A 22,853-nucleotide genomic window follows, 5' to 3' on the forward strand; every position below is an offset into this window, starting at 1 on the left:
TATGGGGGGAAATTATAGCGTCGCAATAGATTTGGGAGGAACTATCATAAAGATAGGTTTGATATTGGATTCTGAGATTGTTCGGTTTACCACAATCTCTTCGGATTCGGTGAAGGGTTTATCTCACATGCTTCCCAAGATGGAGCATGCAATTGATTCATTGTTGTCTGAGGAAGGAATATCTTCGACGGATTTGGTATCTATCGGATTGGCGTTTCCGGGTATGGTGAATCCTGTCGAATGCAGAGTGATTTCTACCAACGACAAGTATGACGATGCTTGTGATATCGATCTCTGTCATTGGGCCGATAGTCGTTGGGGCGTTCCTTTCGTATTGGAAAACGATGCCCGTCTTGCTGTCATCGGAGAGTGGCTCTACGGTGCAGCGAAAGGTACGGGAAATGTGGTAATGATGACTATCGGTACAGGAATAGGAACCGGTGTTATATTAGATAGCAAACCGTTGGTGGGGCATCATCATCAAGCTGGTTCCTTAGGAGGGCATATGGTTGTCGATTATCGTGGAAGACGTTGCAGCTGTGGAAATATAGGTTGTGTAGAGGCTATGGCTTCTTCATTTTTCTTGCCGGATATTATTCGGTCTAACGAACGTGTATCGCCAGATTTTAAGATTGCGGCATCCGATATGGATTTTAAACAACTGTTCGGTTTAATGAGACAAGGCGATGAGAATGCTATTATTATTTGCGAAGAGTGTATGAATGTATGGGCAGCTGCCATTGTCTCTTACATTCATGCTTATGACCCTGAGGTAGTTGTTCTGGGCGGCGGAATCATGAGAAGTGCGGATATTATTTTGCCTTATATCAATAAGTGGGTCGAGGATCGAGCTTGGACTCCTATCGACCGGGTGCATATTGTGCTTTCCGAATTAGGAGACAATGCCGCTTTATTGGGATTGAATTATTATTTGACAAGTGTAAAGAGGAGAAGAAATGAAAAAGTATTCAAATTATAAATCTAATTATGATAAGTATCCGGTCGTACAGGTATCGGAAACATCTGAAAATGTTTGTTGGCAAGGTTGGCCGGAAATTGTATCGCAGTTGAACAAGTCGTTGGAAAACGTTCATAAACCGGTAAAGGTATTGGTTGTCGAATGTTATCAAGGTGTTTATGACGAGGAGGTAAAATCGGCTTTGAAGGGACAACTTCCCCATACATTGTGGTTGGACGCTTCTTCGGCCATGAAAACTTCGGAAGAGATCAATTCGTTTTTGAAGTCCGATATAACCGATGATGAGATTTTCGGTTATATGACTAGCTATCATATGGATTGTTATTTCGATGAAAAGAAGATTGCCGAGTTGCGTGAAAAGGTTGCCGGTATATCTGCCGGTGTTGTAATCGTATATGGCGTAGGGGCTGCTTACGTGATGCCCGAAAGCGATGTATTGGTATATGCCGATATGGCTCGTTGGGAAATACAGATGCGTTTTCGGAGAAACGAAATCTCGAATGTCGGTGTGGATAATCGCATGGAACGGGCTTCGTTGCAATATAAAAGAGGCTTTTTCGTAGATTGGCGCATTTGTGACCGTTTTAAGAAAACGTTAATGAGCAAATGGGATTATGTCTTGGATACGAATGTGATGGGTGATCCTAAGATGGCGACAGCGGCAATCGTGGATGCTGGTTTGAAAAAGGCTTCGAAATCTCCTTTTCGAGTAGTTCCGTTTTTCGATCCGGGTCCGTGGGGCGGTCAATGGATGAAGGAAATATGCGATTTGGATCGTGAAACTCCCAATTTTGCATGGTGTTTCGATTGTGTCCCTGAGGAGAATAGTTTGTATTTGGGCTTCGGAGAAGTCCGTTTCGAAATACCGTCTATCGATTTGGTATTTTCTTATCCGCGTGAGTTGTTGGGTAACCCGGTTTACGGACGTTTCGGGGACGAGTTTCCTATTCGGTTCGACTTCTTGGATACGATGGACGGCGGTAATTTGAGCTTACAGGTGCATCCGCTGACACAATATATACAAGAAAAGTTCGGTATGCATTATACCCAAGACGAGAGCTATTACATTCTCGATGCCGAAGAAGATGCTTCGGTTTATTTGGGAGTGAAGGAAGGTATCGTACCGGAGGAGATGATAAATGCCTTGACCGAAGCACAACATACAGGGCATTTCGATGCAGAAAAGTATGTCGGTAATTATCCCGTGAAAAAGCACGACCATGTACTTATACCTGCGGGTACTGTTCATTGTTCGGGGCGTAACAGTATGGTTCTCGAAATCAGTGCTACTCCTTATATTTTCACCTTCAAGTTGTGGGATTGGGGGCGTTTGGGATTGGACGGCCGTCCCCGACCTATCAATATCGGGCATGGTAAACATGTGATCCAATGGAATCGTACGGAGCCGTGGGTTCGCCGTGAAATTTATAATAAGATAGATAAAGTGGCCGAAGGAGACGGTTGGATTGAAGAACATACCGGTTTGCATGAATGTGAGTTTATAGAAACTCGTCGGCATTGGTTTACCAAGCCAGTTCTTCACAAAACAGATGGAAGTGTGAATGTGCTGAATCTTGTCGAGGGACGTGAAGCTATCGTTGAAAGTCCCACCGGCGAATTTGATCCGTTTGTCGTACATTATGCCGAGACATTTATTATCCCGGAATCGGTGAGACAGTATACGATACGGCCTTATGGAGAGTCGGAAGGAAAACAGTGCGCTACAATAAAAGCTTTTGTTAAACATAATGTATGAAAAGATATGGAATTCAATCCCGGTTTTGATATAATTCCTACTGTAAATCCTATGGGATTTAAATATGGTGCAGATGTGTTCGGTCCCCAAGTGGAGAATCGTTATTTGCGAGATATTCGGGGAAGTTTATCCGACCCTCAGTGCGATGGCCCTGAAATCGTTTATTCCATAGCTATGGACGTGGGGAAATGTAAACACAGAGAAATGCTCGAACGGATGCATTTGCTTTATGGGGTCGTGACCTATGCTGCCGGTCGATTGGGTAAAGAGCCTATTCGCAGTCAAGGTCATATCCATTGGGTTTCTAAATATAGCGGTTGGTCTACTCCTGAGGTTTACGAAATATGGACAGGAGAGGCTATCATTTACATGCAGGAATATGCCGAAGATAATCCCGGTCGTTGTTTTGCCGTGTATGCTAAGGCCGGCGATGTGGTTATCGTTCCTCCATATTGGGCTCATGCGACTATTAGTGCTAATCCTGATAAACCTCTTACTTTCGGAGCGTGGTGCGATAGGGAGTATGGTTTCGAATATGATGGCGTACGTCGTCATAAGGGAATTGCTTGGTTTCCGGTTTTTAACGATGAAGGAAAAATAGAATGGCGGGCGAATCCTTGTTATCAACCATCGGAACTTATTTGTAAATCTCCGGCCGAATACCCTGAACTGGGCATTGTGAAAGGAGAGTCTATTTACCGAACTTTCGAGAAGTCGCCAGATACGTTTTTATATGTTCCGAACCCCGGATTGAAAGAAGAGGTTTGGAAGAATTATGAACCTTGATTTTAGAATAAATTAAAATTGGATATGATGAAAAATACAATTATTTATGTAATAGCTGTTATCGCTGCGACCGGAGGCCTGTTGTTCGGATTCGATACCGGTGTTATATCGGGGGCTATACCTTTTTTCCAAAAAGATTTCGGTTTGGATAATTCCATGGTGGAATTAGTTACTTCGGCGGGATTGGTGGGTGCTATTCTTGGCGCTTTGTTTTGTGGAAAGATAACCGATATATTGGGACGTAAGGTAGTTATCTTAGCTTCGGCGGTTATTTTTACGATCGGTGCTCTTTGGTCGGGATTTGCTCCCAGTATCGAGCAGTTGATTATAGCCCGTTTATTTTTGGGAATAGCGATCGGGGTATCGTCTTTTGCAGTACCTCTTTATATAGCCGAGATTTCACCGGCTAATAAACGGGGCAGTTTGGTCTCGATGTTTCAATTAATGATCACGATAGGAGTGTTGGCATCCTATTTATCGGATTTGATGTTTGCCGATGAAGGCGATATGTCGTGCTGGCGTCCTATGTTTTATATCGGAGTCGTTCCGGCTTTAATTCTGTTGATAGGTATGGCATTTATGCCAGAGAGTCCACGCTGGTTGATAAGCCGGGGTCGAGATGAAGAGGGAAAATCGGTGTTGGCTCGTATCGAAGGGAATGAGGCAATGGAAGATTCGTACAAAACCATCAAGAATGAGCTGATAAAAAGTGAAAAAGATAAGTCGGGTATTAAAGAATTGATGAAACCGTGGCTGCGTAATGCCGTAATTATCGGTGTGGGGATTATGTTCTTTCAACAATTCGTAGGTATCAATACGGTTATCTATTATAGTCCCAAGATATTCTTGATGGCCGGTTTCGATGGGGCGGTTTCGGCTATTTGGGCGGCGGTCGGTGTTGGGGTCGTCAATCTGTTGTTCACTATTGTTTCGGTCTATTTTGTCGATCGCTTGGGCCGAAGAAAACTATATTTTACAGGTTTGACAGGTATTTTTGTCTCTCTTCTTTTACTCGGTATCTGTTTTACTCATTTTTCTTATCTCGGAGAGATGGGCAAATGGTTGTCTATTATTCTCGTGTTCGTCTACGTCGCTTTTTATGCGATCAGTATCGGCCCGCTCGGTTGGCTCATTATTTCAGAAGTATTTCCTCAGAAGGTAAGAGGTCTCGGTTCCTCTTTGGGCTCGTTATCGGTTTGGGTGTTCAATACAGTGGTAACGTTTACATTCTTCAAAATAGTGAAGGCGTTCACTGTAGAAGGTACTGAAATTTATTTGGACGGAGAAAACTTGGGGAATCCGGCAGGTGCTTTTTGGTTTTATGCGATAGTAGCTCTTGCCGCAATCATATGGGGATATTTCTATGTTCCCGAAACCAAAGGCGTGACATTGGAGAAGATAGAGGAGTATTGGAGAAAAGGAGGAAAGCCCCGTCATTTGAGATAAAAAATAATGGTAAATATCCAAAAAATAGATTGGTTTGATTTATTATGGTAAGATACCATAATTCTTGGCTAATATGTTGGAAAGGCAGTATTACCAGATCATCTAATTTAGCATCACGTAAGGATATTTCTTAACCCAATACCATTTTTTGTAAAATGAAAAAATAACATAGAGAAAAACACGGTGCTATGACAAGGAAAAAACAAAGTAAAAGAGGTTTGAGAGTATGTTGCCTCATGGGGTGTATGGTACTCTTGTTTTCCCAACCGTTTGGGATTTCTGCACAGCAGACAGAGCAGGGCGGTCCCGGTAAAGTTTCGGCCGCTGATTCGCAACAGTTTATTTCGGGAAAGGTTATAGATGCTTCGGGCGTACCTATTATAGGTGCGACAGTCCATTTGAAAGATAGTAAAAATGTGGCTGTGACCGACATGGACGGTAATTTCTCGATAAAATCGGATCAAAAAAATCCAATACTTAGAGTTTCTTATATCGGTTATGATGCCGTGGAAACGAGTGTTAAAGGGAATAAATCTGTACGTATCGTTTTGAAAGAAAATACCAAAGCACTCGATGAGGTTGTCGTTGTAGGTTATGGAACGATGAGACGTTCAGATGTTACGGGTTCTATATCTTCTGTAAAAGGAAGCGAACTCGTAAAGAATTCGACTTCTAATGTGGTACAATCTTTGGCCGGAAAAATGTCGGGTGTACAGGTGGTTCAAAATTCCGGAGCTCCCGGTGGAGATGTTTCTATTTTGATTCGCGGTGTCGGTACGATTAACGATGCGTCTCCTTTGTATGTTATCGATGGAGTTCCCGTAAATGGCGGTATGTGGTATATAAATCCGGCAGATGTAGAGTCTATCGATGTTCTTAAAGATGCTTCCGCCACTGCTATTTATGGTTCGCGAGGTGCAAACGGTGTAGTTATGGTTACTACTCGTCAAGCCAAAGAGGGAAGAACAGAAATTAATTTAGATTATAGTTTCGGTATTCAACAATCTGCAAAGACGTTCGATATGCTGAATGCATCACAATATGCTGCTTTACATAATGAAATGAGGTCGAATGCGGGTTTATCGTTGAATCCGTTGTTTGCCGACCCTGAATCTCTCGGTGCTGGTACGGATTGGCTTTCTCCGTTATTCCGTACGGCTCCGATGCATAAAGTGAATCTTTCTATTTTGGGCGGTAATTCCAAGATTAATCATGCGACATCGGTGGGTTATTATGCACAAGACGGTATTATGAAAAATTCGGAATTTAACCGACTGAATCTTCAATCCAATATATCGTCACAAATATTGAGCAATGTAAAGGTAAGAGCAAACGTAAACCTAAGCGCCGAGAATCGTCGTACTCAGCCTATATCGACTGTTATTCAGAATGCTATGCGCATGTTACCTTCCATTTCTATTTATGACGACGAAGGTAATTATAACGGTCCTACCGGGAATGCCGAGTTGAATGGAGATGCTTTGAACCCTGTGGCTATCGTAAACGAACAAAAGTATCGTATGAAAGGATTCAGAATGTTATCTAATATTTCGGCCGAGTGGGAGATCATCGACGGTTTGGTTGCTAAAACTACCGGAGGTGCGGAACTGGGATATGAGTATAATAACAATTATATACCTAAATACAAATGGGGTAATAAAGAGCAGACCAATACCTCGCAATCATTGTCTTCGGCTTATGAAGAGTTGTATTTGTGGGATAATTCACTTACTTATGACAAGGTATTCGGCAAACATAAATTGAATGCCATGATAGGAACTTCTTACCAAGAGTATAAGAAGGAATGGATGTCTGCTGCCGGTACGGGACGTGCCAGCGAGATGACGACGGAATTGGATAATGCGACGAAAGCTACTGATGTGGGCGGTAATTCTTATTCTTGGGCGTTGATGTCGTATATGGGACGTGTTCATTATTCGTATGACAACCGATATTTCTTGACGGCAACTTTCCGAGCCGATGGTTCTTCCAAGTTCGGAGCCGATAATCGATTCGGGTATTTCCCTTCGTTTTCAACAGCATGGAATGTGTCTAATGAAAGCTTCATGCAAGATGTCCCCTGGATATCGATGTTGAAATTGCGCTTAGGGTATGGATTGACCGGTAACCAGAATATCGATGCGTATGCATTTGCCGATAAGTTGGAAGTGAACGGCGTTTATAATTTCGGTTCGCAACGAGGATTTGAGTCGGAACAAGTATCGCTTATATACCCGTACAAACTATCCAATCCGTCTATTAAGTGGGAGTCTGTCGAACAATACAATGTCGGGTTGGATATAGGTTTCTTGAATGACCGAATTGTCGCTAATGTCGATTTCTATTTAAAGAATACTAACGATATGCTTACCAAGAAGCCTGTTCCTCAAACTAGTGGAACATCTTTGGAACAAGCCGATTGGCCTCCTGTGAATATCGGTAAGGTGAGGAATAAGGGTATCGAGTTTAATTTGAATACTCGCAATTTTGTCGGAGAATTTACTTGGGAAACCAACTTAAATATGACTTTCAATAAGAATGAGGTTTTGAAGTTGGGCGGTCCCGAAATCCTCAGCGGTGTAAGTTTGATTCGTGAAGGTCTGCCTATCAACTCTTTCTATGGTTATAAGATGGGTGGTATCTATCAGACACTGGACGAAGTCTTTGCGGGGGTTCCTATGGAAAACCGCGCTCCTGATAAAGCATCGCATAATTCTCAGGTCAATACGTCACCGGGCGATATTTGGTTTGTCAATGTGAATGGCGATGATGTAATCAATGATTTTGACCGAACAGTTATCGGTAATCCTCAACCTGATTTTATTTTTGGGTTTAACAATCAATTCGGATATAAGAATTTTGATTTGAGTATATTTTTCCAGGGTTCGTACGGGAATGATATATGGAACGGCGTAAGAGTGTCTCATGAGGGTATGGAGAGTACTTATAACCAATTTACCTCTACATTGAACCGATGGAACGGGGAAGGATCCAGCAATACGATGCCTCGTGCCATTTATGCCGATCCGAACCGAAATAACAGAGCTTCGACTCGTTGGGTAGAAGACGGTTCTTATCTGAGGTTGAAAAATCTTACTTTCGGTTATCGTTTTACTCAGGATTGGTTGAAAAAGATCGGGGCCAAATCATTACGGTTGTATTTGAGTTTCGATAATTTGTGGACCTTGACCAATTATTCGGGTCTTGACCCCGAGGTGGGTCTTTGGGGATTGGACTATGGAATTTATCCTACTTCCCGAGTCTATATGTTTGGAGCATCTGTAAAATTCTAAATCTTTCGAATCATGAAAAGGACAATTATATCTACTATATCTGTTGTCGTTCTTTCGACTGTCTTGTCGGGCTGTATGGATAAACTCGAAATATTGCCGAACGACCAAATCATTACCGAAAACTTTTTCGAGGAGGGTTCTCCCGAAGAGATAGAGAGTGGTGTCAATTCTATGTATCAGCGGTTACAGAGTTCGTATATGTATAATTTGCGAATGTGGACATTGGATATTGTCGCCGGAGAGGGCCGTGTTGGAAATGAAGCCGGTGGAAACGGTCTCGAAACGACGCAGTTGTCTAACTTCACAGCGACCAGCGATAACTCCGGGGCTAAGGAATTATGGCGCGGACCCTGGGCGGGAATCAGTCGAACGAATTGGATTTTGACGAATATCGATAAATCTCCGAAGATTTCTGACGCAAAGAAAACCCAATACAAGGGAGAGGCTCATTTTTTAAGAGGGTTGTATTATTTCAATCTGGTACGGTTGTTCGGCGATGTGCCCTGGATAGACAAGCAACAGACTGCAAGCGATGATTTGCAGGTGTCGAGAACATCGAAAGATATAGTTTACCAGCACATCATTGATGATTTTTCTGATGCGGCATCGATGTTACCGGCTGTTTATGAAAATACGACCGACATAGGACGTGCGACGAAAGGGGCTGCATTCGGGTTACTCGCAAAAGTTTATTTGACATTGAAACGGTACAACGAAACTTTGGTTGCTATCGATTCGGTGATGAATCTTGGAGTTTATTCTCTTAATCGGAAATATGAATGGAATTTCAGCGATTTGCGCGAAAACGGTCCAGAGAGTTTATTTGAGGTTCAGTATGAAAAAGATGTGACAGCATATAGTGAATTTGATATATTGGGACAAGGAGGGTGGCATCACGAGTATATGGCTCCTTTGGCAAGTATCAATATCGGAGGACCGTGGGGAAATTTCGGTTGGTTTGCTGTTTATCCCGAATTTGTAGAAAGTTATGAACCAGGCGATTTGCGTAAGTCGGTTTCTGTTTGGTGTGAAGGAGATGTCTATCAAGGCTGGTCTTATGATCCTACTTGTTCGCAGACGGGGCATAACGTGAAAAAGTTCTTGTGTGAAAATATAGGTGTCGACCGGGCGATGGATAGCCCACTTAATTTCCCGGTATTGCGATTTGCCGATGTTTTGTTGATGCAAGCAGAAGCGTTAAATGAGTTGGGGCGTTCGTCCGAAGCGGCTGCTCTGGCATCTTCCGAGAATGATGGCGGTCCGTTGAATCGAGTACGCGTGAGAGCTGGTTTGCCTAATGTGACCACTACCGATCAAGTAGAATTGAGAGAAATTATCAGGCATGAACGTCGTATGGAATTAGCGTTCGAGGGTGGACACCGATGGTTCGATTTAGTTCGATACGATAACGATGGCGAATATGCAAAGACATTTTTCCAAAGTATAGGTAAAACTAATTTTACCACACCTAAGCATTTGCTGTTGCCAGTACCTATCGACGATATAGATGCCAATCCTAATTTGTTGCCTAATAATCCGGGGTACTAAAATCGGGATTAGTTTTCCCACAGAGAGAAAAAGTATTGAGCGAAAAGCTTGTTTGATGTAAAAATGTAAATCATGAAAATACGAATTCTAACATTATTGTTTTCTGCTTTTATTATAGGAGCGAGTTATGCTCATGACGATCTTGTGTATAGAACCGCTTCGGAGTGGAGCTTCGATGCTGGAAATCAGTCGACTATTTCGGAAACGTACGGTTCTGCATTCTTGGGCGGGGCGGTGGTTGCCGATTATAATGGCGACGGTATTCCCGACATTTGTGAGATAGATACATCGGGCGAAGAGATACGTTGGATATGGAAACTGGGTAACGGCGATAATGAATGGAGCAATATTGAGGCTATAACGTTTGGAGAAACGGCTACCGATAAATGTGCGGTAGGTGATTTTAACGGTGACGGGAAAGCCGATATTGCCGTGATGAGATCCGGTTCTTCTTTGGCTACGTGGTATATAGATTATGCTCCATGTGACGGACAGTTCGATGAAAAGGGGAGATTCGGTTTATCGGGCGATATTCCGTTGTCGGGCGATTTCAATGCCGATGGAGTAGATGATATTTGCGTATATCGCCCCTCTTCCGGTACTTGGTATGTTTGTTTTGCCGATATCTCAGGGTATCCAGAGTTCGAGAGCCATTTGGCTATTAATGGAGTTTTGTTCGGAACGTCGGGCGATATTCCTTTTGTGGGCGATTTTGATGGCGATGGGTATGACGATATGGCTTTGTTACGAGCATTGGAGAGCCGCGTGTTGGTTAATCTATATGATCGAAAGAAACCTAAATATGAGCATTATGCCGATCTAAACGGTGTCGGAGTTTCTGATTTGGAGATTACTGTTCCAGTACAGAATGTAGTGGCTGTTTCGGCGGCAGACATTGATTTGTCCCGTCCTAAATCATTGCCTTTGGCTACGCAGGAAGAGGTGGGAGCAGAGGTAAATCTGCGACATGGCTGGACTTGTATTTTCGATAATTCTCTTGATGTGGATAAATGGGCTGCTGCGTTGCAATATGCGGGTATCAATACATTGGAATATCACCCGTGGATGAGAGCTCATGAGGAGGTTGCACCGGAGACCGAAACATGGAATACGTATGTCGGTGATGACCGTTTGTGGACCAGCAAGGCTATGATGAAACAGAAGGTAGAGAAGTTTCGATCGATAGGAGGGCGTTCAATTTGTTATACAGGTATTTATGCCAGTACACCAGCATTTGCTCTTGCACACCCCAGTTGGGCCATGAAAAATGAGGCTGATAAAAGTTTCATGACATACGGGGGATCTTATCTGTATTTAATGTCTACTAACGAGAATGTGAACGCTCCTTATGAGGTGAACGGAAAGAATTATAAGAGCTTTAATGAATATTTCATAGCGCAGGCCGTCGCTGCTCAACAGGAATATAATTATGACGGTTATCGTTGGGACTGGTATGGTTTGCCGGAAACGTATGTTTGTGACGGATTGGCCGGTACGGGAAATTTTTCTTATGAAATGGCACAATTTGTCAACCAATTGGATATTGCTGTTAAGGAAGTAAGGAGCGATGTTACGACTACGGCATTGCAACTTCCTTCGACTAGTGGAAATGTGCCCCATTTGACGACGGGAGCAGTGGTCAATCATCAGTTTATGGAACTTTGGCCGTATGGTACGGGAACAAAATATAGTGATTTGTATCGTGATATTTATGATGCTAAATCGCGTTATCCCGATAAACCTGTGTTCGCTAATTTTTATCCTCCGACGGAAATGAATTTATCGACCAGTTGGCCGGTTGAAAACATAGATTACCAATTCGCTACCTGTCTTTCGGCAGGAGGATACCCGTCTGCGCAGGTGGTCGACGGAGTTGCCGGATTTACCGATCCTGTACCGTTTCATGCCGTAAATTATCCGGCAAGCGTACTCGAACGTATCGCCCAGTGGAATAAATTTGTTGCTGCTTATGGTGCTTATTTCTATTATTCGAATCCGGCTTATCTTATTACCGATTATGTCCGGGGAGACTTTACGGTTTCGGGGAGTAATAGCGGAGTGTTCGGGACGTTGAAAAAGCGTTATGATAAAAGGACACGTGAGATAGATGCTTTTGTCGTGGATCTTGTGAACTATGGCAACAGCCTAGATTTACGTTGGGACGAAGTTAATACAGTTCCTTCTTCTACACAGGTTTCGGTTTCATTTACTTTACCCGATGGTTTTGTCGCATATAAACTGTATTGCATTACTATCGACGGAAGAAACGAAGTTCCCTATTCCTTGAACGGCAATAAAGTGGAGGTTTCTCTTCCATCGGTGTCGGTATTTGCTTCGTTGGTACTGACTTCGACAAAATCGCAAGAGCTCCCTTCGGAACCGAGCGGGGTAGGAAGTATGCCAGAATTGTTTACATTCGGTTATGATGCGAAAGGTGAGACTTTAAATAAAGATGAGGCTACCTATATCCCTGTCATGCAAGAGGGGAAACCTTATGTAGTAGCCAGCGAGTTCGGCGGGAATGTGGCCGAGTGGTATGAAATCACGGATGCTTATCAGGGAGAATCCGCTATTCGCGTGACTGCCGGCGATATTCGGTTCAATACGACGGACAACGGAGCAATTCGGATTCCTATCGAAAAATTCAACCGGTTCAAACTTGCTGTTCGTTCGAATAATACGACTGCCTCATGGTTCGGATTCCGACTATTGAAACCGTCTGAAACATCGTCTGTGTGGGAATCGAGGGACTTGTATTATCGCGTAGGTTATAGTCAGCCTAATATCGCTTATATCACATTGACTCCTGTGAAACCGCAGAACGGAGTATGGGTAGAATATAAGCGGGATATTTTGAGCGATGTGATTGGTCTGTGGGGTGTGGAATGGGCAAATGCGATCGTAACCGATGTGCATTACGGACCGGTAGATAGAAATAGTGCAGACTATGATAACTTGATTTTTATGTCGCCCGATTATAACAGTGGAATCGATAATCAAAAAAAAAACGACAAAATAAAGTGTTGGACTGAAAACGGTAGAATATGCATTGAGGGTTCCGATTTTTATCGGGGGAAAGAGTTCCGTCTACAAATTACCGATTTGTCGGGGCGGGTAATTGGTATGGAAGACTGCATTGTAGATAGTTATCGATTATTATCCGAGACGATACTTTCGATGCCGGGTGCATATTTTATACAGGTCATAGATAAAGAAACTGATGTGACGGTGCTGCAGATCCGTTGCATCGCAAATTAAAATAATGTATAACAATAAAAGTGATTACCATGAGAAAAATTGTCTTTTTATTAACAGCTTTATGCTTATCCATGAGTGCATGGAGTCAGGACGGATTGGTATATTGGTCGCAAGCCGACGGTTACAAATTCGATTTTGATTTAGATGGAACGGTAGATTTTTCGTTACCGACACAAACGACTGATAAAGCTATTTCGCAAGTATTTGTGTTCGATGCGAATGGCGATGGGTATTTCGACCTTTGTGAGCTCGATTTAAACGATAATCTCATTAATTGGATTTTTTATTATAATGATGGGAATAATAACTTCGTAGACCCTCAAACAGTCATATATGGCATGTCGGAAGGAGATAAAAAATTGGCCGGAGATTTTAATGGTGACGGTATCGGCGATGTGGGTATCCGTCGCGATAATGAGTTTGGCCTTTGGTGGCTGATTACGTTCCAAGCGATGGCTCCTGATGTAAACCAACAGTTCGGAATTAGCGATAAAGACTTATTGGTTGCCGGAGATATGAATGGAGACGGGCAGGACGATATAGTGTGCTATGATAAGGGTTCTTGGTTATGCTCTTTTACTCCGTCAGATACGGAATATAAGACTCCCGATTTTGTCTCAAAAGATGTGCAGGTGACTTTCGGTACATCGTACGATATACCTGTGTTGTGCGACGTGGACGGTGACGGGTATGCCGATATGGGGTTGTGTTCTGTCGATGACGAGGAAGTTAGTTTTAATCTCCATAGTGCGACGAAAACTGCAAATAACGGATATAGCAGCGATAATGGTCGAGGTACTTTCGATAAGGTTGTACTTATGCCTTCGGGTATAAATCCTACTTGTGTATGTGCTGTAAAGAGTAAAGGAACGACCGGCATCGAATCGGAGCATGCCGTGGCAAATGTCAGTGTATATCCTACCTTAGTACGGGCTGGGGATTCTTTTACCGTGAAAGGTAACGATGTGACGAAAGTGAAAATATACGGTATGATGGGACAACTTGTTAAGGAAATCGATACCGACGGTAGCATGTCGACGGTTGTCGTTTCGGTTGATGGTTGGGCTCAGGGAACATATTTTGTTTGTTGCGAAAGTGAAGGTGCCGTTTCTTCGTCTAAATTAATCGTTCAATAAGTGAATTGAGTCTGTATGAAAATCTATTTGAAATATATATTTCTGTTTCTTATTGCCGGGAGTATCTTTTCTTCGTGTAACCAAAAAGATGAGAAGGTGTATTCTTTTTGGGCACTTCAAAATAGGGCGACGGGAGAATATTTGTATGAAGACGACGGCGAATGTAAATTCAGCCGTGAAAAGCAAGGCGATAAGTCTTTGTGGAAAATAGCGGCTGCTGAGGGCGATCATGTTTGTATCGTAAATAAGAAGAGTGGTAGATATTTGTCTCTCGATAATGGGCAGGTCGTTTGTTCTGTGGTCGATCAACCGGTTACCGAATCTGCCGAATGGTACTACGGGAATTTCGATTTTGTTACTCAAACTAATAGCGGCTGGTACACAATTTCGAATCGTTCGGCCGAGTCGAATTTGCATTTGGTGGAAAAAGATGGTACACTTTGCATGCAGGATAACGCAAACAGAAATACCGATTTTTCTGCCCATTGGACTTGGGTGAGAGAAGAGGGTACGCCTTTGCCTTATTCTTTTACTCCCGATGGAGTTACGGATGCTTCTTTTTTGGGAATACGAACGGCTAAGGCTATTTCTCCAACCGAGATACACTCCGATTATCACGGAGAGAAAGTATGGAAATTATCTCAGGATATTTCGTCTTTTCCGAAATTTTCCACTGAAAACAATTTGTTGATAGAGACTCTGTACAATATGGCATTGGAAGAGATGTTGATGGATGTGCGCAGCGACAGCACATTTAGGGCCGGCGCTCTTTGGCCCGATACATGGACTCGTGATGCCGTGTACAGTATATGGTTCAGCTATGCATGGATTATGCCGGAAGTGTCTCGGAAAACTCTCGATAAGCAGACTCTTCGTAATCCTCGCGAGGCCTTGCAGGACACAGGTAGCGGAGGTTCATGGCCTATATCGACCGACCGTGTGGTGTGGGCACTCGCTGCTTGGGAGTACTATCTGTACACAGGAGATAGTTCGTGGCTCGAAGGTGCTTATGAAGGTTTGAGCTATACGGCTCGAAAGGACATTCATGTAGCATTCGATAAACGCATAGGGCTGTTCAAAGGGGAGACTTGTTCGATGGACTGGCGTACCCATACTTATCCGAATTGGTTTACCAATGTGACGATAGGCAGTTCGTTTTCCTGTGGAACAAATGCGCTGCACATGTTCATGTATGAGTTTTTGTCGAAGACGGCCGGCATACTCGGTAAACCAGAAAGTGAGAAAACATATTGGGAAAGTTTCAGGAATGTGTTGAAGGATTCGATAAACAAACATTTCTGGAACGAAGACAAAGGTTTATACGAGTGTTACTTGTATCCCGAAATTTCGGGGTATAAGGCTTCGGAACGGGTCGGTGTCATGTCGAACGGACTGTGTGCTGTTTTGGGAGCGAGCACCGATGAGCAAATTCGCCGTATGGTCGGTAATTTCCCGCTATATCCATACGGGGCTGCTGTTCTTTATCCTTCTATTCCCGACGATTTTGCATACCACAATAAAAGTGTTTGGCCGGTTTGGCAAACACCGTATATGTATGCGGCTCGTCAGGTGGGCAATATATCGGCAGTGGAACACATGGCGGCTTCTTTAACGAGAGCTTCGGCTCTTTTCCTGACACATAAGGAGAATATGACTTACGACACCGGATATGATCGGGGTACAGCTTTGAACTCGGATAGGCAACTGTGGTCAGTTTCTTCCTATATCAGTTTGGTGTATAGAGTTTTGTTCGGCATGAATTTGACGGAACGAGGAATCGCATTTAATCCTGTTGTACCCGATATGGTGAACGGCTGGCTTTCTTTGTCGGATTTCCGCTATCGCGATGCGACGATAGATATAAAGGTATCTGGAAAGGGAAATCGGGTGAAATCGTTGAAAGTCAATGGCGAGAAACAAGCATTGCCTTTTGTCCTTCCGGCCGATAGTAAGGGGGAATATTCGATCGAGATAGAAATGATGATCGATGAACCGAAAGGCAAAATAAATTTGGTGAAGGCTGGACCCGGGAAATGTTGGTCGCCGGTAGAACCTGTTTTGGTATTGAACGGTTCGACTCTAAGTTGGAAGGAAGAGGAAAATATGAAGTACTACCTTCATTCCAATTTTTCTGAGGAGGATAAACTGGTAACCTCTCCTTACGATTTAATTGGGGCTCCCGATGGATTTTATTCGGTTTATGCTGTCGATGAAAAAGGATTTGCATCGGATATGTCCAATGCGGTTGTTTATTCTACTTGGCAATCGGTTTGTGAAGCGGAGCAGAGCTCTCATTCAGGAACGGTTTCTAATCTTCACAAAGGATTTTCGGGGAGTGGCTTTGTTATCGATTTGTTTGCACGTCCGGCTAATGTGAAGTTTCAGGTACAAGTCCCCGAGGCCGGCGATTATGCCATAGCCCTTCGGGGTGCTAACGGACACGGGCCGCATGGTACATGGTGCGCCATACGTTCGGTGGCAGTGGACGGAAACGACGCCGGTACATTCATTTTGGAAGCAACAGGCGATTGGAAACAATGGTTGGATTCCAATTATATTGTTCTTCGAGGGTTGAATGCCGGAGAACATACGGTGTCGCTTTCTATCGATCCTGAGAAGAAAGGATATGACTTTAATATGTCGCATGGACGGGAAGACGCTAATGATTGCCATATCGATTGTTTAAAGTTGATTCGACTTTAATAAAGTCTTATTGTTTATTTAGGAAAGAGAATATCTTGCTATGCAGGGTATTCTCTTTCTGTTTTTAACGGACTTTTTATGATCCTGCCAAAAATCTATTTGTCGGCGGTTTAATCATTGGAAGAATAAGAAAGAATATTTTTAAATTTAAGAAAATAATTCCTATATTTGACTAATAGATTGTTCGAATAGGTCTTAGTAGTGATAATAAAAATTTCAATATGGAAATGAGAAGAATATTTTCGGTCGTTGTCTGTGCGGTGGGAATTTTTTTCTCCATGACAGCCGGGAGCAAAGACGAGTGCTTGAACAGTTACGTATCGGCGGACAGTTTGCTCCTGTACGAATATTACGAAACGTATGTTATGATTCGGCCTTTGAACTATCTACGGGTATTTCCGGAGCAGAAAGCTGTTGCGCCGGACTGGTTTCATTATCGGGACAGGGTGATAGAGCTTCGTGTTCTTGCGCTGAGGAAGCGGATTAGGGAGGAGTATCCGCAGGATTATCCTTTGGGGAGAGGATCCGTACGTGTGTGGCTCATGTTTTCTCTTCGTACGGGTGAATTGGTAACTGCTGAGTTAATGTTTCTAAAAGAGGTATTAGAGGTTGTCGACAGTTTCCCCGCACGGGAGATTATTGCGATGTGCATGAACTCCGATTGGAGTGGAAGTACATATATAATGGAGCATGAGCCGGATAAATATGATAATATGTACACCGGATATCTTTTTTCACCCTATTAGTGTCATGGATTTCAAAAAAATATTTTCGGTCGTCGTCTGTGCTGTGGGAATTTTTTTCTCCATGACAGCCGAGAGCAAAGACGAGTGCTTGAACAGTTACGTATCGGCGGACAGTTTGCTCTTGTATGAATATTACGAATCTCATATTTGGGTTAGTCCATTGAACTATCCCAGGGTATTCTCTGAGCAGAGAGCCGTTGCGCCAGACTGGTTTCATTATCGGGACAGGGTGATAGAGCTTCGTGTTCTTGCGTTGAGGAAGCGAATCTGGGAAGAGTATTTGCGAGATTTCCCTTTGGAGAGGCTATCCGTACGTGTGTGGCTCATGTTTTCTCTTCGTACGGGTGAATTGGTAACTGCTGAGTTAATGTTTCTAAAAGAGGTATTAGAGGTTGTCGACAGTTTCCCCGCACGGGAGATTATTGCGATGTGCATGAACTCCGATTGGAGTGGAAGCACGTATATAATGGAGCATGAACCGGATAAATATGATAGCATGTACACGGAGTATTTTTTTTCGCTATATTATTAGCGTGAAGAATAGGTGTAAGTCTCGTAATTGCATAAAAAATTGAAGGACGAGTGTGAATAGGTTTTGTGAAAATGTTTTATCTTCACCACCAAATAATGAATTATGGCATCTTATTCCAGAAAATCGACCCGTAATAAAGCTCTTTGGGGATATCTGTTGCTTATTGCCGTTTTGTTGTCATCTTCGTGGTTTGTGTATCATGAGATAAATTTGTTGGTATCGATAAAAGCGGTCGAGGCAGATATGAGGCTGAAACGTCAGGAGATGTCTTCCGCTTTATCGTCTCTGTATAGAGCGGAGACGGTGGGACAATCGCTCGTTTGGGGACAGTTTTCGGATTATCCGGTATATAGGAGAGTGACGAATGATGCCGTAACATGTGTGGATTCGTTACGTCGTATTACATCGGACTCTGTCCAGCTGTCCCGAATCGATAGTATTATCGGTCTGCTGAATCGGAAAAATGCGGTTATACGGCGATTGATGGGAACCACGATCGATGTGGCCGAGGAGCAAAACCGGAAAATAGAGGATATGATGAAACAGCAAGATTCGTTGATCCTTATTCAGAATCGTCAGCAAAGATTGGTTCGACAGAGCGATTCGCTGATAGAGAAACGCCGCCGTAAAAATGTGTTCGGACGAATAGCCGATGCTATTTCGGGGAAAGCACCTACTCGGTTAGATAGCATTCGGATAGAATCGAAACGTATAGGAGCGTTGAGCGATTCGTTGGCTGCCGATTTGAAAGCGATGGAAAGCGGTTATAATGAGATCCGGGAGTTGTCTCAACAGGCTCTCGAACGGGAGCGGTGGCGATTGAGAAACGATAATCAACGGTTGAACGGTCAGATCAATCGTTTGATGAATAGCTTTGAACGAGAGCAACTTTTTGTATCGGAGAAGATACAAGAACGAAATGAACAGATTCGTCAGGAGTCTATGAGAGCTTTGGTCGCTGTGGCTTCCGGTGCTATTTTATTGGCGGTTATTTTTGGGGTATTGGTTTGGAAAGGTTGGTTAAGGGACGATCGTTTCCGTAGGGCATTGGAAGAAGCTCGGAGACGAGCCGAAGATTTATTGGAGGCCCGGGAAAAGTTGATGTTGACGATAACGCATGATTTTAAGGCTCCGCTCGGTTCTATTATCGGATATGTGGAGTTGATGATGAGGCTGGATAATACCGAACGGCAAAAGTTCTATTTGCAAAACATGAAGGCATCGTCGGATCATTTGCTTTCGCTGGTAAGCGATTTGCTCGATTTTCACCGTTTGGAATCTCATAAATTGGATATAAATCGTATTGCTTTCAGCCCCAAAGTATTATTCGATAAAATAGTATCTGCTATGCAACCTGTGGCGGATAAGAAACAACTGAATCTGATATTGAAAGTTGAGAAATCGGCCGATGCCAATTTTTCGGGCGATCCGTTAAGGATTAAGCAAATTGTCGATAATTTGTTGTCCAATGCTTTGAAGTTTACAGCCCGGGGTACGGTAACGATTCATGTGTTTGTGCGTGTCCGATATCTTGTTTTTTCGGTTAGCGATACGGGACGGGGAATAGCCCGAGATGATTTGGAACATATATTTCAGGCTTTTACACGGCTTTCTTCGGCACAGGGAGTCGAGGGGTTTGGATTGGGGTTGGCTATTACTCGACAGCTCGTCGATTTGATGGGCGGGCGTATAGATGTCCGCAGTGTGGAGGGTGTTGGCAGTACGTTTACCGTGGAAATTCCATTGGAAGAAGTCTCGGAGAAGACCGGTGATACGAAGGCTTTTTCGGGGAAACGTTGCCTATTGCTCGATGACGATAAATTACAATTGACACTTTTTGAGAATCAGTTGAAACAATTGGGTATAGAATCGGTTGCCTGCATGAAGGCCGAGGAGATTTTGGGTTATCTGGAACATGAGCATTTCGATGCTTTGTTTACCGATATGCAGATGCCGGAAATGGACGGAGTGAGTTTTTTGAAATTTTTGAGGGAGTCTCATATCGCTCTGGCGAGAAAGCTTCCGGTTGTAATGGTTACGGCGAGGAGCGATGCAGACCAATTCCTTTCGGAAGGTTTTTCGGGAATTTTACACAAGCCTTTTTCGTTGGCGCAATTATCTTTTTGTTTATCGGGGATTTGGAATGAAGAGGCAACTCCCCGTGAGATAGAAGATGAGGGAGAAAGAGGAGAGGCTCCGTATGATTTTGCGGCTCTTACGGCTTTTGCCGAAGATGATGCGAAGGCTCGCCGGAAAATATTGGAGACATTCTTTCAGGAGATAAATAGCCAGATAGAGGAGTTGAAAGGGGCCGCGGCTCGTCGCGATGGGATTGTGGTATCACGTATTGCTCATAAGTGGCAACCGATTTTCGCCATGTTGAAAATTTCGGATATGTTGCCGGTGTTGTCTCGATTGGAAGAGGAAGGTGCGCATAAGTGGACCGATGAGCTGTCTCGAAATCTTGATAAGTTGTTGGTCTGTGCTGAGAAAATACGTACAGGCCTTAAATTGGTATTGGCAAAGGAGGAATAATTATGAAGCATATTCTCATTGTAGAAGACGATACGACATTTGCTGTTATGTTGCAGACGTGGCTTTCCAAGAAAAAATTTTCGGTAGCATCTGTTTCGGGAATTGCAGCAGCGAAAAAAACTCTTATTGAAAGTTCGGTCGATTTGGTGCTTTGCGACTTACGTTTGCCTGATGGAGACGGCATCGATTTGTTGGAATGGGTGAGCAATCGGAATGTAAATGTTCCTTTGATCGTAATGACGAGCTACGCGGCTATCCCGTCGGCTGTTCAGGCGATGAAACTCGGTGCGAGAGATTATATATCTAAGCCGGTGAATCCGGAAGATTTATTGCAAAAGATAAACGAGGTTTTTAATGCGGGTGTCAAGACTGGGAAACAGATTCCTGTGTCTGAATCTGTACCGGAGGAAACAAATTATTTAGAGGGGCAGAGTGAAGCTGCCCGTCAATTGTATACTTATGTGAAGTTAGTGGCTCCGACCTCTATGTCTGTGCTGATCAATGGGGCCAGTGGGACAGGAAAGGAATATGTGGCTAAACGGATACATCAATTAAGTAAACGTTCGGAGAAACCGTTTGTCGCCATCGATTGTGGAGCCATTCCGAAAGAATTGGCTGCTTCTGAATTTTTCGGGCATAAGAAAGGTTCGTTTACGGGAGCGATTGAGGATAAAGTCGGTGCTTTTATAGAAGCAGATGGTGGAACGATCTTTCTTGATGAAATAGGAAATCTGAGTTACGATGTTCAGGTACAGTTGCTACGTGTGTTGCAAGAACGCAGAGTGAAGCCCATCGGGACTACAACGGAAGTAAAAGTCGATGTGAGGTTGATTGCTGCGACAAATGAAGACTTGAAGGCGGCTATAAAATCAGGTGCATTTAGGGAAGATTTGTATCATCGAATCAATGAATTTACGATCTATATGCCGCATTTGTGCGAACGAGGTGAGGATATACCGTTGTTTGCTAATTTCTTTTTGGATCAAGCCAATCGAGAACTCGAAAAGCCTGTTCCCGGATTTTTGCCGGAAGCGATGGAACGGATTTCTCAATATACTTGGCCGGGAAATTTAAGAGAAATGCGTAATACTGTTATGAGGGCGGCTTTACTTGCTCAGGGGAATCCCATACGTGTGGAACATTTGGGCATAGACATGAATATAGACAAGCCGATAAATATTTTACACGATCCGGATAGTGAGCGGACTAAGATTGTATCGGCATTACAGAAATGTTCGGGTAATAAAAGTAAAGCGGCTGCAATGTTAGGCATAGATAGAAAGACATTGTATAACAAGTTGAAATTGTATCAAATCGAGTAACTTATATATTTGTAGAATATAGGATACGGTTCGTCATAGTCAAGTCGGAAATCTTATTTCCGCTTGCCTTTGCACTTATCTCTCACTGTATTTGAGGATAAAAGGGTGTGGAATTTTTCCACACCCTTTTTCTTTTTATTCTACAAATTTCCACATAAGATTTTTGTATTCTATTTATTTAATTTATTTATAATCAGTTGTTTGTGCATTCTTTGGAAGTGTTGGCATAACGATTGTTGTTTTATAGTCGAAGAATGGAATATAGAATGTATAACTAAAAAAGTTAGAATTATGAAAAAGTTAATGTTATCAGTAGCTGTGTTCATGATGGGAGTATCTACTCTTGGTTTGTATGCACAAGATTCCAATGTAGAGCCTGTAAAGAAAGATAGTGTCCCAGCCGAAGAACCTAAGAAAGAGGAGCCTAAATCAGAGGCAGCTTGGGTTTGTATGAGCGAAGAACCTGCTAAGACAGACAGTGTGCCGTCTCAGGAACCCAAGAAAGAAGAACCCAAGACTTCATCGGTTTATATGAATGAAGAACCGGCTAAAACCGATAGTGTGCCTTCGCAGGAGCCTAAAAAAGAAGACGTTCAAAAGATATTTTCTATCAGATAACTTTTGTGAAAGATATTTTATAGGCTAACCCTAAAAAACGTTCTTATTTTTTATCTGTTTTAGTGAAGATGATGATGGTCCCGATATCTCCTATAAGGAGGTATCGGGATTTAATTTTCTAATATTTAGTTAGATAGATAGAATGTCATGAATATATAATATGATTAGTAATAATAACTAAATAAATAATTCTAA

General features: G+C 43.0%; 14 protein-coding genes. All 14 read left to right on the forward strand.

Annotation, left to right across the window (positions count from 1 at the left end; genetic code table 11):
- Position 1 precedes the first annotated feature (1 nt).
- Entirely contained in the window at positions 2 to 979 is a 978-nt protein-coding gene (locus HMPREF9448_RS05355) for an ROK family protein (RefSeq protein ID WP_008861581.1), read from the forward strand.
- A complete protein-coding gene (locus tag HMPREF9448_RS05360; RefSeq protein ID WP_008861582.1) occupies positions 957 to 2,735 on the forward strand; it encodes a class I mannose-6-phosphate isomerase in 1,779 nt (592 codons plus the stop codon). Before HMPREF9448_RS05355 ends, HMPREF9448_RS05360 begins: the two co-directional genes overlap by 23 nt.
- 6 nt (positions 2,736 to 2,741) lie before the next feature.
- On the forward strand, positions 2,742 to 3,521 hold the full coding sequence (locus HMPREF9448_RS05365; RefSeq protein WP_008861583.1) for a glucose-6-phosphate isomerase family protein: 780 nt from the start codon (positions 2,742 to 2,744) through the stop codon (positions 3,519 to 3,521).
- A 27-nt stretch (positions 3,522 to 3,548) separates the two neighbouring features.
- Entirely contained in the window at positions 3,549 to 4,967 is a 1,419-nt protein-coding gene (locus tag HMPREF9448_RS05370; protein ID WP_040296073.1) for a sugar porter family MFS transporter, read from the forward strand.
- 188 nt (positions 4,968 to 5,155) lie between these two features.
- Entirely contained in the window at positions 5,156 to 8,260 is a 3,105-nt protein-coding gene (locus tag HMPREF9448_RS05375) for a SusC/RagA family TonB-linked outer membrane protein (RefSeq protein ID WP_008861585.1), read from the forward strand.
- Between the two features lie 12 nt (positions 8,261 to 8,272).
- On the forward strand, positions 8,273 to 9,808 hold the full coding sequence (locus HMPREF9448_RS05380; RefSeq protein WP_008861586.1) for a RagB/SusD family nutrient uptake outer membrane protein: 1,536 nt from the start codon (positions 8,273 to 8,275) through the stop codon (positions 9,806 to 9,808).
- A 72-nt stretch (positions 9,809 to 9,880) separates the two neighbouring features.
- On the forward strand, positions 9,881 to 13,066 hold the full coding sequence (locus tag HMPREF9448_RS05385) for a glycoside hydrolase family 66 protein (RefSeq protein ID WP_008861587.1): 3,186 nt from the start codon (positions 9,881 to 9,883) through the stop codon (positions 13,064 to 13,066).
- Between the two features lie 29 nt (positions 13,067 to 13,095).
- The gene (locus HMPREF9448_RS05390; RefSeq protein WP_008861588.1) at positions 13,096 to 14,202 is read left to right on the forward strand and encodes a T9SS type A sorting domain-containing protein; all 1,107 of its coding nucleotides are present in this window, start codon (positions 13,096 to 13,098) and stop codon (positions 14,200 to 14,202) included.
- Positions 14,203 to 14,217: 15 nt separating this feature from the next.
- Positions 14,218 to 16,905 (forward strand): alpha-L-rhamnosidase-related protein, encoded by a 2,688-nt coding sequence (locus HMPREF9448_RS05395; RefSeq protein WP_008861589.1) that lies wholly within the window; start codon positions 14,218 to 14,220, stop codon positions 16,903 to 16,905.
- Between the two features lie 221 nt (positions 16,906 to 17,126).
- On the forward strand, positions 17,127 to 17,651 hold the full coding sequence (locus tag HMPREF9448_RS05400; protein ID WP_008861590.1) for a hypothetical protein: 525 nt from the start codon (positions 17,127 to 17,129) through the stop codon (positions 17,649 to 17,651).
- Between the two features lie 4 nt (positions 17,652 to 17,655).
- A complete protein-coding gene (locus HMPREF9448_RS05405) occupies positions 17,656 to 18,183 on the forward strand; it encodes a hypothetical protein (RefSeq protein WP_040295997.1) in 528 nt (175 codons plus the stop codon).
- Positions 18,184 to 18,285: 102 nt separating this feature from the next.
- Positions 18,286 to 20,718 carry a hybrid sensor histidine kinase/response regulator gene (locus HMPREF9448_RS05410; protein ID WP_008861592.1) on the forward strand — a complete coding sequence of 811 codons (2,433 nt, stop codon included), beginning with the start codon at positions 18,286 to 18,288 and terminating at the stop codon, positions 20,716 to 20,718.
- 2 nt (positions 20,719 to 20,720) lie between these two features.
- A complete protein-coding gene (locus HMPREF9448_RS05415) occupies positions 20,721 to 22,040 on the forward strand; it encodes a sigma-54-dependent transcriptional regulator (RefSeq protein ID WP_008861593.1) in 1,320 nt (439 codons plus the stop codon).
- Between the two features lie 291 nt (positions 22,041 to 22,331).
- Positions 22,332 to 22,658, forward strand: a complete 327-nt coding sequence (locus HMPREF9448_RS05420; protein ID WP_008861594.1) for a hypothetical protein — start codon at positions 22,332 to 22,334, stop codon at positions 22,656 to 22,658.
- The last annotated feature ends 195 nt before the right edge of the window (positions 22,659 to 22,853 follow it).

Source organism: Barnesiella intestinihominis YIT 11860, from assembly GCF_000296465.1.
In the GTDB taxonomy this organism is placed as follows: Bacteria; Bacteroidota; Bacteroidia; order Bacteroidales; family Barnesiellaceae; genus Barnesiella; species Barnesiella intestinihominis.

What these genes read in the sequence shown, in the direction of transcription:
- HMPREF9448_RS05355 (WP_008861581.1), top strand. Translation starts at nt 2, where the DNA reads ATGGGGGGAAATTATAGCGTCGCAATAGATTTGGGAGGAACTATCATA.
- HMPREF9448_RS05360 (WP_008861582.1), top strand. Translation starts at nt 957, where the DNA reads ATGAAAAAGTATTCAAATTATAAATCTAATTATGATAAGTATCCGGTC.
- HMPREF9448_RS05365 (WP_008861583.1), top strand. Translation starts at nt 2,742, where the DNA reads ATGGAATTCAATCCCGGTTTTGATATAATTCCTACTGTAAATCCTATG.
- HMPREF9448_RS05370 (WP_040296073.1), top strand. Translation starts at nt 3,549, where the DNA reads ATGAAAAATACAATTATTTATGTAATAGCTGTTATCGCTGCGACCGGA.
- HMPREF9448_RS05375 (WP_008861585.1), top strand. Translation starts at nt 5,156, where the DNA reads ATGACAAGGAAAAAACAAAGTAAAAGAGGTTTGAGAGTATGTTGCCTC.
- HMPREF9448_RS05380 (WP_008861586.1), top strand. Translation starts at nt 8,273, where the DNA reads ATGAAAAGGACAATTATATCTACTATATCTGTTGTCGTTCTTTCGACT.
- HMPREF9448_RS05385 (WP_008861587.1), top strand. Translation starts at nt 9,881, where the DNA reads ATGAAAATACGAATTCTAACATTATTGTTTTCTGCTTTTATTATAGGA.
- HMPREF9448_RS05390 (WP_008861588.1), top strand. Translation starts at nt 13,096, where the DNA reads ATGAGAAAAATTGTCTTTTTATTAACAGCTTTATGCTTATCCATGAGT.
- HMPREF9448_RS05395 (WP_008861589.1), top strand. Translation starts at nt 14,218, where the DNA reads ATGAAAATCTATTTGAAATATATATTTCTGTTTCTTATTGCCGGGAGT.
- HMPREF9448_RS05400 (WP_008861590.1), top strand. Translation starts at nt 17,127, where the DNA reads ATGGAAATGAGAAGAATATTTTCGGTCGTTGTCTGTGCGGTGGGAATT.
- HMPREF9448_RS05405 (WP_040295997.1), top strand. Translation starts at nt 17,656, where the DNA reads ATGGATTTCAAAAAAATATTTTCGGTCGTCGTCTGTGCTGTGGGAATT.
- HMPREF9448_RS05410 (WP_008861592.1), top strand. Translation starts at nt 18,286, where the DNA reads ATGGCATCTTATTCCAGAAAATCGACCCGTAATAAAGCTCTTTGGGGA.
- HMPREF9448_RS05415 (WP_008861593.1), top strand. Translation starts at nt 20,721, where the DNA reads ATGAAGCATATTCTCATTGTAGAAGACGATACGACATTTGCTGTTATG.
- HMPREF9448_RS05420 (WP_008861594.1), top strand. Translation starts at nt 22,332, where the DNA reads ATGAAAAAGTTAATGTTATCAGTAGCTGTGTTCATGATGGGAGTATCT.